This window comes from Pseudoalteromonas sp. B62, from assembly GCF_037162565.1.
Lineage (GTDB): Bacteria > Pseudomonadota > Gammaproteobacteria > Enterobacterales > Alteromonadaceae > Pseudoalteromonas > Pseudoalteromonas fuliginea.
Genome location: NZ_JARLVB010000002.1, coordinates 3,168,700 through 3,183,266 on the forward strand (window position 1 = coordinate 3,168,700; position 14,567 = coordinate 3,183,266).

At 38.0% G+C, this 14,567-nt stretch carries 11 protein-coding genes and 2 pseudogenes; 2 read left to right on the plus strand and 11 right to left on the minus strand.

Annotation, left to right across the window (positions count from 1 at the left end; all coding sequences use genetic code 11):
• The first annotated feature begins 23 nt into the window (after positions 1–23).
• Positions 24–896 (plus strand): beta-agarase, encoded by an 873-nt coding sequence (locus tag P4S71_RS18805; RefSeq protein WP_198402992.1) that lies wholly within the window; start codon positions 24–26, stop codon positions 894–896.
• A 688-nt stretch (positions 897–1,584) separates the two neighbouring features.
• Here P4S71_RS18805 and P4S71_RS18810 read toward each other — a convergent pair.
• The 7 genes and pseudogenes from P4S71_RS18810 to P4S71_RS18840 all read right to left on the minus strand — a co-directional run bounded on the left by P4S71_RS18810 (position 1,585) and on the right by P4S71_RS18840 (position 11,125).
• Positions 1,585–2,904 (minus strand): hypothetical protein, encoded by a 1,320-nt coding sequence (locus tag P4S71_RS18810; protein WP_337151269.1) that lies wholly within the window; start codon positions 2,902–2,904, stop codon positions 1,585–1,587.
• Positions 2,905–3,412: 508 nt separating this feature from the next.
• Positions 3,413–3,832 (minus strand): MAPEG family protein, encoded by a 420-nt coding sequence (locus tag P4S71_RS18815; protein WP_007375694.1) that lies wholly within the window; start codon positions 3,830–3,832, stop codon positions 3,413–3,415.
• A 154-nt stretch (positions 3,833–3,986) separates the two neighbouring features.
• Positions 3,987–5,108, minus strand: coding sequence for an ABC transporter permease (locus P4S71_RS18820; protein ID WP_096793214.1), 1,122 nt, complete (start codon positions 5,106–5,108; stop codon positions 3,987–3,989).
• Between the two features lie 2 nt (positions 5,109–5,110).
• Positions 5,111–7,923, minus strand: a pseudogene (gene rbbA, locus P4S71_RS18825) (ribosome-associated ATPase/putative transporter RbbA).
• Positions 7,923–8,927 carry an HlyD family secretion protein gene (locus P4S71_RS18830; protein ID WP_096793216.1) on the minus strand — a complete coding sequence of 335 codons (1,005 nt, stop codon included), beginning with the start codon at positions 8,925–8,927 and terminating at the stop codon, positions 7,923–7,925. Before P4S71_RS18830 ends, rbbA begins: the two are co-directional and overlap by 1 nt.
• A gap of 340 nt (positions 8,928–9,267) precedes the next feature.
• Positions 9,268–9,963, minus strand: coding sequence for a L,D-transpeptidase family protein (locus P4S71_RS18835; protein WP_337151270.1), 696 nt, complete (start codon positions 9,961–9,963; stop codon positions 9,268–9,270).
• Between the two features lie 46 nt (positions 9,964–10,009).
• Positions 10,010–11,125, minus strand: a complete 1,116-nt coding sequence (locus tag P4S71_RS18840) for an endonuclease/exonuclease/phosphatase family protein (RefSeq protein ID WP_337120429.1) — start codon at positions 11,123–11,125, stop codon at positions 10,010–10,012.
• A 296-nt stretch (positions 11,126–11,421) separates the two neighbouring features.
• Between P4S71_RS18840 and P4S71_RS18845 the strand changes: the two are divergent.
• Positions 11,422–12,092: pseudogene (locus P4S71_RS18845) on the plus strand (hypothetical protein).
• Between the two features lie 58 nt (positions 12,093–12,150).
• Here the strand turns inward: P4S71_RS18845 and P4S71_RS18850 are convergent.
• The 4 genes from P4S71_RS18850 to P4S71_RS18865 form a co-directional block, all read right to left on the minus strand.
• The gene (locus P4S71_RS18850) at positions 12,151–12,858 is read right to left on the minus strand and encodes a response regulator transcription factor (RefSeq protein WP_033030387.1); all 708 of its coding nucleotides are present in this window, start codon (positions 12,856–12,858) and stop codon (positions 12,151–12,153) included.
• A gap of 124 nt (positions 12,859–12,982) precedes the next feature.
• Positions 12,983–13,303 (minus strand): ATP-binding protein, encoded by a 321-nt coding sequence (locus P4S71_RS18855; RefSeq protein ID WP_337120431.1) that lies wholly within the window; start codon positions 13,301–13,303, stop codon positions 12,983–12,985.
• Positions 13,300–13,782, minus strand: coding sequence for a histidine kinase dimerization/phospho-acceptor domain-containing protein (locus P4S71_RS18860; protein ID WP_337151271.1), 483 nt, complete (start codon positions 13,780–13,782; stop codon positions 13,300–13,302). Before P4S71_RS18860 ends, P4S71_RS18855 begins: the two co-directional genes overlap by 4 nt.
• Before the next feature lie 38 nt (positions 13,783–13,820).
• On the minus strand, positions 13,821–14,537 hold the full coding sequence (locus P4S71_RS18865; protein WP_337151272.1) for a hypothetical protein: 717 nt from the start codon (positions 14,535–14,537) through the stop codon (positions 13,821–13,823).
• Between the last annotated feature and the right edge of the window lie 30 nt (positions 14,538–14,567).

Genomic DNA, 14,567 nt, shown 5'->3' on the forward strand with positions numbered 1-14,567 from the left:
ATTAATTTGCATGGAGATTTTATATGAATATATTAAAACTACTATCCTGTTCTACTTGCGCAATACTCTGCACAGCAACACATTCTGCAGATTGGGACGCATATAGTATTCCGGCTTCTGCTGGATCAGGTAAAACATGGCAATTACAAACTGTTTCCGACCAATTTAACTACCAAGCCGGTACTTCAAATAAACCGGCAGCATTTACCAATCGTTGGAATGCTTCGTATATTAATGCTTGGCTTGGGCCTGGTGATACTGAATTCAGTTCAGGTCATTCCTACACTACTGGTGGTGCGTTAGGCCTTCAGGCAACTGAAAAAGCAGGAACAAATAAAGTGCTTTCGGGAATTGTTTCTTCAAAAGCAACTTTTACATACCCACTTTATCTTGAGGCAATGGTAAAACCGAGTAATAACACTATGGCTAATGCCGTATGGATGCTGAGCTCTGATTCAACTCAAGAAATTGATGCAATGGAGTCCTACGGCAGTGATCGTGTAGGGCAAGAGTGGTTTGACCAACGTATGCACGTAAGTCACCATGTTTTTATACGTGAGCCATTTCAAGATTACCAACCAAAAGACGCAGGCGCATGGGTATACAATAGCGGTGAAACATACCGAAATAAATTTCGTCGCTACGGTGTACATTGGAAGGACGCATGGAACCTAGATTACTATATTGATGGTGTATTAGTTCGCAGCGTTTCGGGTCCGAATATAATTGATCCTGAAGGCTATACAGGCGGCACAGGGCTAAATAAACCAATGCACATCATTTTAGATATGGAACATCAGCCTTGGCGTGATGTAAAACCGAATTCAACCGAGCTAGCTGATTCAAACAAAAGTATATTTTGGATTGATTGGGTACGTGTTTACAAAGCAAACTAAGTCATTCTAAAATATTTGTAATACTAGGTTTTATTACTTCTCGTTATACGACACGGAGTAATAAAATTTAAGCTCCCAAAACTACTCAATGCGGCTATTAAAGCCGCATTGAGTATAATTAATCTGAACTCTGGATAGTAAATCTATCTCGAGCAGCTATTGACGCGTGAATTCGCCTTATTTTCACTGAAAACCTCAGGCTAGAGAAAATAAATTTAAACATCTTTATAATTCAATATATTAGTAAGTATCTTGACCAAAGTTCAGATTAATTAATCTCAAAAAATAAATACATCACCACCCTCTATTTAATTAAAAATAAAAATCGGCATCTACTATTATCTTCATAAAAATAAATTTGTTCATAAATACTTTGTCGGCTTAATCATTAAGCTAACAGCTTTATGGCGCTAGCAGCGCTTGCTGATCTTTGAGGATTAAATTTGTTCAACTCAGGGGTAATTTAATTGCAGCGCGAGATTTGTAATCTAGTGGGCTGGGTAACTGCTGCCACGTCCTAATCACTCCTTACCTACAACAGGCAACTATGAAAGAAACCGTGGGCAGCCCGTGTGTTCTTTATGTATAGTTGTCACCTATTTAGGAGAATAGCCATACTACATAGGCTCTGCCTTGCCTAAATACCAAACACAGTGCTGTAAATTCAACCTCAAAAGATAAACAGGCGCTAGTGTGTATCAGCGTTATAAAATTTTATTTTCGCTTGATCTATTTCACTCGATGACAATCTTAATGTTTCGTATAATAATTCAAAATCAAAATCATTTTGTCCGTAAACAAATTTTAATATTGATTCTATTAATAACATTCGCTCATCTTGATCCGATATATCATTAGCAAGCTCTATAGCAAAAGGTAAATTACGTTCAAGAGATTTTTCGCCAACAAAACGTTTTGCATAACTAGCTTCATTACTCGGCATTAATGACTTCAGCCAATCACGTGCCATATCAGGATCATTTTTAATTAAACGAGAGCCAATATTACTCATTACCCATTTTTTTGCAGAAACTGGCAGTGTGGGCGCTAAATCAATCAACATACCTAATTTATTATAAGGTATATCAATACTAAGGTTATTTAATAGTTTATCACGGAAAAAAGGATCTTCTTGCGCTAATGCCACGTCAAACGAACGACCTATATATTCCTCGTTAGTCGCCATATATTTCAGTAGTTGCACTATTCCTACATGCCTACTTGCTTCATCTTCAATACTATTAACCCAGTTCAAAGACTGTTCTAAATTTTCTGAAGCGAGTTTTTTTGTGTAAAATTTAATGGTCTCAAATTTTAATTGAGAGTTAGGCAATTCTGAAATTATATTTTCAGCATCATTTGGTTGCTGCTGTATTAATTGCATCAAAACAAAACCCATTAAATGCGCATACATATCTGGGCGTGGCTGTTGGCTAAACCACTCCATCACTGCGCCAGCATTTTCTCTACTCCATTGATTTAACAGTTTATCTATCACACCAGATTTAACGGCAGGGCTCAAAGAAAATCTAACGTCTTCAATGGCTGTAATGGGGCTCTCATCCATAAGCGAAGAGTATGCAACAGTGATTAAATCAACTTGAGTGCTATTATCAAATCCTTTATTTTGAATCCACTCAGACAAATTTTGTAGATCATATTGACCAATGACAGGAACAACACTATTTAGTAAGCGATTACGCATTATGGTATCCAGCCCAAGCATATGCTCTAAGGCTGATGGCCAATTTACCTTAATCCATGCCAAATAAAGAGGTTGCGTTGTTGCAAGTTTAATCTCTACCGTTTCATCACGTAATTCAATAAGAAGTAGTTCAATACAAATAGAAAACTCATCATTGACTTTCATATCGCTTAATTTCGTATCACAGCTATCAAACACAACTACCAAGTGCTGATCCGCCTTAGTTGAAACAAAGCGTGTTGTCTCTAAAGTAACTTCACTTTCGGGTGAGTCATCAGTATCAGAGGCATCTGGACTTAGCAAAAAAACTCGGCACGTAGATAAAAAACAAATAGTGCGGCAATCGACAAAGCTAAAACTATTTTAATAAGTGCCTCCTTATACCAATTTTAATACCGTAAATAATACGTCTTATGCAGGCCCTGTTCACCTCTTTAGATTAAATTTGCTCTATCTGAGACGATTTAATCACGACGTAAGATTTGTAACCTCGCGGGCTAAGTAAAAACCAAACAGCAAAAAGTAAATTGTCTGGATAATACATAAAGGTAGTGTAAATAATTTACTAAGATAGTTAGATATTGCCTGCCTATTTATCACGCGTCAATTAATATAATAAATACATTAAATTAACACCAAATACACACAAACAAAGGTGAATAAAATCTAATCAAAATGCTCACGATTAAAAATAGCCCTATCATTTTAATGAGACCCACTCCCTTTACAAAAAAAGCGAAGTAATTATAAAATCACTTCGCTTTGATTATAGATATTGTGATGAACAATATTTATTACTTTAATAGATAAGCTATACAATTAACCTCAAACCAATCATCACTAGCATAACCACATTTGCAATCACACCAATTAAGAAGAAGTAACTACGCGGGCTTGGGTTTTTCTCTGTAGCTATAGCGTAGTACAGCACCATGTGAATTAAACGCGCAATTAAGTACACCCAAATACACATTGCAAATATTGGGCTTTGGTAATTAATTACAAATGCAAATAACACAGTACCTATAAATAATGCGCTGTTTTCAAGCGTATTATGAAATGTACGATGCGCCCTGAATATAAAGCTGTCGTGCGATAAATCTTCATCAATTTTACCTGGCACCGCATTAGGCTCTTTTGCTTTACTAAACGTAGCCACTGCCCATTGTACAACCAACATAATTAAATACAGGTAAAACGCTAAGTAAGCCGAAAGTGTAACTTCAGTCATTATTAAATCCCTTATTGTGTTTTTAATTGGTATTATCCAGCAAGTTTTAGGCCGCACTTAGTTTATTGATAAATATAAGTTTAATTTAGTAAAATTATTTATGAATGTAAGTAATTCCACCTTTTTATAAAAATTACCGACTAGATAAACCTTATTATCCAAACGCGACTGATTTACGAAACCGCGATAATGCAAATATAAAAAATACACTGCCGATTACGAATAAAGCCAAAAAGTAAGGCCAAACTACATCCCACCCCGCTCCTCTATATAAGATGGCTTGAGCAAACTTTACAAAATGAGTCGTAGGTGCAAATAACATAATATTTTGTACTATATCAGGCATGCTTTCGCGAGGGGTAACCCCGCCCGACAACATTTGCAATGGCAATAATATAAGGATCATCAGTAAGCCTAATTGCGGCATGGTACGCGCCTGCGTTCCTAATAATATTCCCAATGATGTTGTCGCAAATAAATGAATGGCGGCGCCCAATAAAAACAACGCTGCTGAGCCATGAATAGGCACTTGTAAAAAGCCTTCAATTACAATAAAAAGTGAAAAAGTGGTCAGTAATAAAATAACTAAACCATTGGCCCAAATTTTAGCAATTACAATTTCAAATGGCGTTAATGGCATTACTAATAAATGCTCCAGCGTACCGTGTTCACGCTCACGTATCACCGCAGCTCCGGTTAAAATAATCGAAATCATGGTAATAACGTTCATTAATTCCATCACACTGCCAAACCACACACTGGTCATATTGGGATTAAACATTATGTGCGCCGATTGCTTAATAGGCAGTGTGTATACCGATCGATAGCCTTGAACAAATTCATTAATTTCAGCACTAATAATTGTTTGAATATAATTATCACCAATAAATGCTTGCGACATACGTGTAGCGTCTATATTCACTTGTAATGTAGGTTGCTTACCTGCAAGAACGTCACGCTCAAAGTGTGGCGGAATATTTAGCACAAAGGTATAACTTCCGTTATCAAGCGAGGGATCCACTGCACTTAATGCAATAACGTCAGGCGTTTTAAAGTAAGGGTCGTAAAATGCATTAATTATACGCTTAGATAGTTGTGATTGATCGCCGTCAACAACTGCAATAGGTGCATTATTTAACTCAATGGAAGTTGCCGAAGACACAACATAAATTAATCCTGTAAAAGCAAAAAACACAAATAATAACAGCACTTTATCGCGCCATAAGCTACGCAGTTCTTTGATACCTAAATTAAGAATATTACTAAGGCATTGCATGGCTATTTATCCTGCTTTGGAAGTAAAAATACACTGGCTAACGTCAGCACTGGTATAAAAGTAAGCAAAGGTAAAAACTGCGCCGATAAATCAGAAAAATTAAGTGCTTTATTAAACACACCACGGCATGCTTCTAAAAAGTATGTAGTTGGAAATAGTTTTCCGATTATTGCAGGAAAGCCTTCTAAGGATGAAACGGGGTCAATCAACCCGCAAAAATTAACAGCAATCATCAATACAACCACAGTTGATGCCGCTAATGCCGATATTTGTGTCTTAGTAAAAGCCGAAATTAACAGCCCTAAACCAGTTGTTGCTGTTACATACAATAAAGCAGCCAAGCTCAACGCCCATAAACTTCCTTTTAGCGGAACACCAAATACAGTGACAGCTAGGGCAACTAAGCCAAAAAAACTTACCATACTAACTAAAATGTAAGGCAGTTGTTTACCAATAATAAATTCGAGTCGCGTAACCGGTGTAACATATAAATTAGTGATTGAACCTAATTCTTTTTCACGTACAACACCCAACGCCATTAATATTGCAGGAATAAACACTAACAAAAGTGGAATAACAGCAGGCACCATGGCCTCAATACTTTTAAAGTCTTGATTATAACGATAGCGTGATTCAATATTCGCCGGTACTAAATTGGGTATGACCCCATAAGTACGCAATGATAAGTCAGTTAGGTAACTGTAATACGAACTCGTCATATAACCCGATATAGTTTCTGCCCTAAAAGGCATTGAACCATCAATCCAAACTACAATTTCTGGCGTGCGCTCGCGTTTCAATTGCTGGCCAAAATTAGGTGGGATCTCAACGGCCACACTTAACTCGCCGCTGCGCATTCGTTTATCTAGCTCTGAAGGGCTTTTAATATCAGCTTTTTGTATGAAGTAGCGCGATCCGGCAATATTTTGAACGTAATCGCGACTCTCAGGGGTTTGATCTTGGTCCATCACCGCAAAGCTCAAATCTTCAACATCAAAGGTAATCCCATAACCTAAAATAAACATTAAAATAATTGAGCCTAACAGCGCAAAGGTTAAACGAATAGGATCGCGCCATAGCTCCAGCGTTTCGCGATGAGCATAGCCAAACAAGCGTAAAAAGCTAAAAGCGGTATTCGCTTTTTGTTTACCGATTGGCACCGTTTTAGGTTCACTTTCAGGTAACAACTCTGGCTCTTTAGCCATCGTTGTAGACAAAGCAGAACTCGCTTGAGACTCAAGCACCGCCTCTTCTAAATAAGCAATAAAGGCATCTTCGAGCGTATCTGCACTGCGCGCTTTGCAAAGTGCAGCGGGTGTATCACTGGCAAGTATTTTTCCTGCATGCATCAACGAAATTCTATCGCAGCGTGCGGCTTCATCCATAAAGTGAGTCGAAATAAAAATAGTAACGCCCTGCTCACGCGATAACTCAATAAGTAATTCCCAAAAGTCATCACGTGCAACAGGATCTACGCCCGAGGTAGGTTCATCAAGTATAAGCATTTCAGGGCTATGCACTACCGCAACCGCAAGCGATAAACGCTGGCGAATACCTAACGGTAAATCGACAGGAAAATCATCACGGTATTTTTTAAGGTTAAACCGTATAATTAATTCATCAACACGCGGCGAAATTTGCTCTGTTGGCAAATGAAATAAGCGCGCATGCAACACCATATTTTGCTCAACGGTTAATTCATTATAAAGTGAAAATGCTTGCGACATAAAACCAACGCGCTTACGAGTTTCTATATTGTTAGCATCAACAACTTGACCAAATAACTTAGCTTCGCCACTGCTTGCCGGTTGAAGGCCTGTCAGCATTTTCATAGTTGTGGTTTTACCACAACCATTTGATCCCAAAAAGCCAAAAATCTCGCCTTGTTCAATACGTAAACTAACATTGTTAACCGCTGTAAAATCGCCATATATTTTACTAAGCGCTGTAGCCTGAATAGCGGCTTCATCAGTTTTTAGATTATTCTGACGAGGAGGAACCACAAGTACGTGATGATCATGACGCTTTTCTTCAGGTAGCAATGATATAAATGCTTCATCAAGGGATTTTTTCCCTGTTTGAGCCTTAATCTCCTCTGGGCTACCAGTACCTATAACTTTGCCATCGTCCATGGCGATTAGCCAATCAAAATCATCTGCCTCTTCCATATAAGCGGTCGCAACGAGCACACTCATACCATTATGCTGAGCGCGAATATGGTTAATCAATTGCCAAAATTGGCGACGAGAAAGCGGATCGACCCCCGTTGTTGGTTCATCCAAAATTAATAACTCAGGGTCATGAATTAACGCACAGCATAAACCGAGTTTTTGTTTCATACCGCCTGAGAGTTTTTCTGCAGGACGATCGGCAAACTCAGTGAGTCCAGTGCTTTTTAATAAGTTTTTGATTCGGTGCTGACGCTCTTTTTTTCTTGCCCAAAAAGCCGACCAAAAAAATCAATATTTTCAAAAACAGAGAGTGTCGGGTATAAGTTTTTGCCTAATCCTTGTGGCATATAAGCAATACGTGGCGAAGTTGAAGTACGAAAGCGGCTACTACGCATATTGCCCCCTAACACTTCAACGTCACCATTTTGAACGGCACGTGCTCCTGCAATAAGTGCAAGCAAACTCGACTTACCTACGCCATCAGGGCCTATAAAACCCACCATACTGCCCGCAGGTAACTCCAGATTAATATTATCCAACGCTAAATTATTGCCATAGCGATGCGTAACCTGAGTAAGCTTAACCACACTAAAAGGCTTTTTAGCTTTGTTGCTCTGCTTTTTGCCATTGTTTTCATCAGCCATTATTCAGGCACTCTAACCTGCAACTGCATAGGCCAATTTTGCTCTGGTGCTAATAAAACATAAGCAAGTCCAGGCACGCCTGTTTTAACTTGTTCAATATGATCGTTTAATAATTTTGAATCTAGCTTCACTTTTACTCTAAACATCAGTTTGTCACGCTCGTTACGTGTTTCTACCGATTTAGGCGTAAATTGTGCTTGCGCTGATACAAAAGTAACTTTAGCGGGTAACGTGTATTGCGCAATTGCATCTATTACAATGCGTGCCTCAGAGCCTATTGTCACTTTGCCAGCTTGCGCTGTTGGCAAATAAATGCTCATGTACACATCGGTTAAATCAAGCAAAGAAAAAACCTTACCACCACTGCCAAGCACTTCACCTGGCTCTGCTAATCTATATAATATTCGGCCACTAATAGGCGCTTTAAGGGTGCTATCGGCAATATTACTTTGTAATCGCTCAATACGCGCTTGTGCTGCCTCTATTTCTGCATCCGACTGCACCACTTTTACATTTGCCGCTTTTAAAGCCGCTTGCGCTGTTGCAGCGCTTGTTCGTTGCTGATCAACTACTTCTTTTGAAATATGCCCTTGTTTGAGCAGTGCTACAGAGCGACGTAACTCGGTTTCTGCAAAAGTAAGTTCACTTTTATGTTGTTCTACAATTGCCAAAGCATATTTACGTGACTCAGTAGCAACACGTAACCCAGCATTAGCCTCACGTAATTGTGCATTTAAATCGTCAGTATCAATAACCGCCAATGTTTGACCGGCTTCGACCATGTCACCTTCTTGTGCTAAAACCTCAATCAAGCGCCCCGGCAATTTTGTTGCAATATCGTACTCGGTCGCTTCAATGCGGCCATTTCCATAGGCTACGCTCTCTGGCAATTGTTCAGATAGCAGTGCAGGTTGCTGAGTTTGCCAAACATACCAACCACCCCCACCCAATATGATCACAGCAGCGATTGTACTGAGAGATTTGAGTGTCGATTTAATCGTCATGCGGTAAAACTCCATGTATATAAAAGTAGGTAAATGTAGCCAGTCTTGGCCTATTTATAAGATTAGGCTAATACTGCACTATTTTTGGTATTAACTATCACTGTATGAGTTAATTGTAATATAGGTGTGACTCTACTTTGTTACTTCACGATAGTAGATTATTTTAATGAATTTTAAATGTCAGTATCCCTATTAATAATCTATCATTACCGCCGCTTATAAGCTTGATGTAGATCAAAAAACATTCAACTCAATAATAAAGATTTCAAATAAGCTAACAACCAATCAAAACGGTTAATATTTTTAAACGACAAAAAATATAATTAAACAGCCCGATTATTTACGTATATTTTTTACCATTAATATCTATTTTCGAACGTATACATTCCTTTATAAACTTCAACATTTGGTGGCTTTTTATAGTTGTTAAAGTAATCGTAACCTTCTTTAAGGTTAAACCAAAAAGGGTACCATTGGTTTGCTTTATGCTTTGATAAAACTTCATCCTCAAGCATAAACGGAAATGAATGAACCCTAAAAAAGATTGCCCCGATTTTAACGCTGCAGCACCCAACGCGTAAATCTCATTTATATATTCATCAGTCATCGCATAACACCCAATAGAAACACAGTTGCCATGCACCATCAGTGCACTGCCAGTTCGGTTGTGTGTCCGGTCATATTTATTTGGAAAGCCCAAATTAAATGATAAGTGATAATTGCTCCAAGGATTAAGCCCACTAGCATCAACATAATAAAAGCCTTCAGGGCTTTGGTTGTCGCCTTCTTTTAATTTAGGGCCAAGATCACCTGAAAAAGTACAAATTTCATAATTTTTGAAGTGTATAAATGTGCCATCATCCGACTCCAGCCAGACTTCAAGAATACCTGGGTCTTTGAATATTCGAATAAATATAGGTGCACCATATTCAAGCCCTTTATCAGATAGTTGCTTTTTTAAAGTGGGTGCAACCATTGATATCGCTTTTTCAGAACGTGCACTGGTAGGAAATTCTGCAGCAAAAGAATTAAACATAAAAAAACCAAGAATGTAATTAATTTCTTCATAATAAAAACACCCTTTAAGACCTTAATTTTAGTGTGATCAACACAACACCGTGGTCGGTGCTTAGATCGTCTCGATCATACTCGGGATTTATTAAGTGCCTGTCGTAAGTGTCATAACCACTGACTTCAAAAAAGCTGTCATCGTAACTAGCATCAAACTCACACGACAATAAAATGTAATCAAGCACAGAGCTGCTCGCGCCATAATAATGTGTTGCCGGTCTTAACGGTGCTGCCTTTGTTATGTTTATATTTTTTACTTGGCTGTTACTGCTATCACAATCGCTTTGTACATCGTTTGTTATTGCTTCATCGCTAATCACTTCATCATTACTTAGCTGCGACTTAACAAACAAATCCCATGAATCATTTAAACAATATTTAGCAAGGTAGGTTTTAGCGTCAAACGCAGGTGCAAAGCGTAGCGTACTCGTCAGTAAATGACTTAATACACCATCCGCAAGTTCATTATTAAAGTCCCCCATTAATAGCATGGGTTGTTGCGTAGCTTCACGGCGAGTAATCATTTGTATCATTAGTAATGTAGCTTCACTGCCACGCTGAATCGTTGAGCCCCACCCACCCGCTACGTTCGCTTTTAAAATTTCAATTATGTTTTGCTCGGGTGTAAGCTCTTTATTATGCTCATCAACATTAATCATTGGGCGCTTAGATTTAAAATGCACCACGTAACAATCAGTATTGCCTATATGCGGCAAAGTAACGGTCGCTCTCAATACCTTACGACTAAAAGTAAACTCACTATTAAGGCCAAGCGTACTTGCAAGCTCGCTGTCATGCTCAACCGCTGCTACTTCAACTATGGGATATTTAGAGGCAATCGCTACTACTGGCCGTTTATAAATAAAATCATCAATCACCTCTGGCGTATCAACTACTGCAAAGTAATTATAGCCTTGCTCAGCAACTAGCTCTTTTAACGAATCAATACTAAACACTTCCTGAAAACCAATCACATCAGGGGCATGATCTGTTAAGTAATCAACAACCCAACGCTGCTTTTTAGCCCACTGCTGCGCGGTATAAATTTTCTCAAATTCATAGTATGCATTGGGCGGCTCAAGGTAGTTAAACAGGTTAAATGTGGCTATTTTTAGTTGGGTGTTCATGATTTCTGACTCAATGGCAGGAATAGAGTTTGCACTTTCTTGCGTACATAACGGGGGAAGATTACTGATAAAATTAGCCTGTATAAAATTAATAAAAATAAGAAGTAACCCACTGCGAAATTGATAAACACATAAAAAATTAACAGCTTCTTACAATTCATGACAATACCCGACAAGCCCTGAGAATTACATGTCTACTGATATGTTAGCCTTTGAGCTATAAATTTACGACTTAAATACCTCATTTCTAGAATCAGTTACTAAATGCAATAAAACTAAAAATTATGGAGATTATTATGAACACCAGTAATAAAGGACTACGTATTTCATTGTTGTTTGGCTTTGCAACTATTTTAAGTGGCTGTGGTGAAAGCTCAGATGAGCTAGATGATAAATTAACTCATGAGGCAAGAGTATCTTTTGTAAATTCACTAGACTACATGGCCGATCTTCATCTTAAAAAAGGAACATTAGCACAGGTTATAGCGGCCTATTTGATAACGATACTATTATTTCAGCCGATGTAGCAAGTAACACAGTAAGCACAACTTATCGTTACAGCTATAAAGCAATTAACAATATGATCAATTTAGGTGTTAAAAACAGCATTACCACAAACCAAGAAGAGCGTATAACCAAAACTTTAAGCAATAACGATAACCTATGGGTTATTGCTTGGAAAGCATCGGGCGAACAAACTGTTTCGGTGCTTAATAAAAAGCAAAACAATAATGCAGACGTATTTAATGTACGTTTATTTGCTAACGGTAATTACACTGTTTTAATCGATAATACTAAAACAATAACCACTGAAAAAGGCAAAGTCACCGACTACTTAAGCGTTAACAGCTGCGCTAATGGTTTAAAAATTGATGATAAATTTATTGATTTATGCACTGGTGATTTTGGCGCTTCTTATTTACTTATTGTTGATAAAAACGGTAAACGAGTAATGGCTGAGGAATAACATTTATAGCGCCTTAAATGCAGTAGCTTTAATATGCTACTGCTACAAACCCTATTATTTACCATGCACTTACAACAAACAAATACCCTTTTGAGCGTACCGTTTTAATTTTTAAAGAATTACGCGCATCATCGCCCAATTTTTTGCGTAACTGACTAATATGGTTATCTATACCACGTTCAATACCGTCATAATAATAACCTTTTAACTGTTCAACAATACTATTACGAGACAAAACCGTGCCAGCATTTTTAGCCAGCAATATTAAAAGGTCGTATTCACCATCGGTAAGTTGCACTGGCAAACCACCTAACGTAACCGTTCTATTGTGGGATGCGATAACGAGTTCTCCAAAGCTTATAAAACCTTTAGCTTGTGTGTTTATCCCTGCAGCTTGCATAGGTTGCTCACGCCTTAAAAACGCTTTAATTTTAGCAAGTAATAAACGAGGTTTTACCGGTTTGAGTAAGTAGTCATCTGCGCCAATTTCAAGCCCAACAATTTGATCAATTTCTTCTTCCCGTGCGGTAAACATAACAATATAACCATTGTACAAAGGCCTAACCTCACGACACACCGTTAAGCCATCTTTTTTGGGCAACATAACATCCAAAATAACTAATGCAGGTTGCCACTGTAGAATAGTTGTAACCGCATCCTCCCCATTAGCCGCTATTTTAACCTCATACCCTTCAAGCGTTAAATACTCATCAATAGACTCTGCCAACGGCAAATCGTCTTCTACAACTAAAATTTTTGGTTTCATAACGTATTCCATGTCATACCTATCGGCTTATATACAGGCTCTATTTAACGATTATAAGATTGATCTCTTACTAAGCAGAGTTATGTGTCTAATCATTTTAACTAATTGCAAACCTATCCGTGACTTACATGTTAGTAGGCCAACGCAAAATAAAACGTGCGCCACCTAAAGAAGACTCATCAACACTCGCCTCACCACCATGCCAATCTAATATTTGCTTCACAATAGCAAGGCCTAAACCGGTTCCGCCTGTTTGTAAATTACGACTTTCATCTTCTCTGTAAAATGCCTCAAATATCTTTCTTCGAGCTGAGTTAGCAACGCCATCGCCGTCATCCTCTACATATATTAACCAACCTTTCCCCACTTTTTGATAACTGATCTGAATAACATCTCGCCCATAAGCAATCGCATTTCGAATCAAATTACTTAAAGCTCGGCTCATATAAAACTTATCAAGCAGTGCTTCACACTCAGCATTTTCAAGTAATGTAATTGTTTTTTTGGGTTTGCTTCTTGCCAAACAATTAGCTCTTGTTTTATCCATTGATTAAGCTCAACAGTTTCTAATGCTAATGTTGGGGCTTCTCTATCAAAGCGAGCGTGGGTAAGCATTTCAGACACAAGTAAATTCAATTCATTTAGCGAAATTTCAATACGATCTAACTGCCCTACCTGATAGTCGTTTGTTGTACTGCCACGAAGTAATTCTAAGTTAAATTCGATACGCGCAATAGGTGTGCGTAACTCATGCGACACCGCATTAACCAAATTTTTATGTGAAGAAATTAAACGTTGTATTTTTTCGGCCATTATATTAAATGTTTTAGATAAGTTATTTAAATGACTAAAACGAATAAGCTTAGCCCGCGTTTCAAACTTACCTTGCCCAAGCAGCGCAGCAACCTTGTTAAGAGATCGCATAGAACGCCACCCAGGAATTAACCAAATAATAATAGGGATCAGTAAAAAAAGCCGAATATAAAATAAAACACACTCAACATATACACAACTTTACTTTTTAGCTCAGGGCTAAATGGGCCTAGCACAATAACCTGATCGCTATTGCCAATACGTTGCATCACTATATCGGCGGGATACCCTATAAAATCAGAATCGTTTGATGATATAGAAACCATCACGCCCTGTTCTAATTCAGCCATTTGCTGCGATGTGTAATTTAATTCGCTCAAGGTTTTGAGCAACACGGGATATGCAAATTCATGGCTTAGCGAATCAATAACCTGCGGCCACTCTTTTTTAGGGTACTGTATTAACCTATTATTAAGTAAATAAAAAGTGCCCATCACCCAACGCTGTGCTTCATTTACTAAATGCTTAGGCACAGAGTTTGGCTTAACAATAACTAAGAGCTGGCTGTCATCAATTTTTCGATAAACTAAATCAGCAAATGGGTCGCCTAAAATTTTATTTTCTGTAAGTAAGGTGTTTTGCTCGCTCGAAAAATCACGTTGATTATATGCTTGCAAAGAAAGCGCAAAGCCAAAATTAGCCTGTATATTGTTTAAATAAGCTAATCTGTCGTTTTTAGGTATACCTTTAAGTTGGTCGGCAAGTAAATCGGTAGAACCCGATGTTAAAAACTCTAACGCCCATTTTTCAGTGGGATGCCTCACCTTGTTTTCAAATTGCGGAATAATAAATAACTGAATACTCACCACTGAAGAGATAATAATAATTAGTAAAAA

Excerpts from the sequence above, each read along its gene's own strand:
- P4S71_RS18850 (WP_033030387.1), bottom strand. The coding sequence starts at position 12,858 with ATGAAACCAAAAATTTTAGTTGTAGAAGACGATTTGCCGTTGGCAGAG.
- P4S71_RS18805 (WP_198402992.1), top strand. The coding sequence starts at position 24 with ATGAATATATTAAAACTACTATCCTGTTCTACTTGCGCAATACTCTGC.
- P4S71_RS18840 (WP_337120429.1), bottom strand. The coding sequence starts at position 11,125 with ATGAACACCCAACTAAAAATAGCCACATTTAACCTGTTTAACTACCTT.
- P4S71_RS18855 (WP_337120431.1), bottom strand. The coding sequence starts at position 13,303 with ATGAGCCGAGCTTTAAGTAATTTGATTCGAAATGCGATTGCTTATGGG.
- P4S71_RS18860 (WP_337151271.1), bottom strand. The coding sequence starts at position 13,782 with ATGCGATCTCTTAACAAGGTTGCTGCGCTGCTTGGGCAAGGTAAGTTT.
- P4S71_RS18820 (WP_096793214.1), bottom strand. The coding sequence starts at position 5,108 with ATGCAATGCCTTAGTAATATTCTTAATTTAGGTATCAAAGAACTGCGT.
- P4S71_RS18815 (WP_007375694.1), bottom strand. The coding sequence starts at position 3,832 with ATGACTGAAGTTACACTTTCGGCTTACTTAGCGTTTTACCTGTATTTA.
- P4S71_RS18830 (WP_096793216.1), bottom strand. The coding sequence starts at position 8,927 with ATGACGATTAAATCGACACTCAAATCTCTCAGTACAATCGCTGCTGTG.
- P4S71_RS18835 (WP_337151270.1), bottom strand. The coding sequence starts at position 9,963 with ATGTTTAATTCTTTTGCTGCAGAATTTCCTACCAGTGCACGTTCTGAA.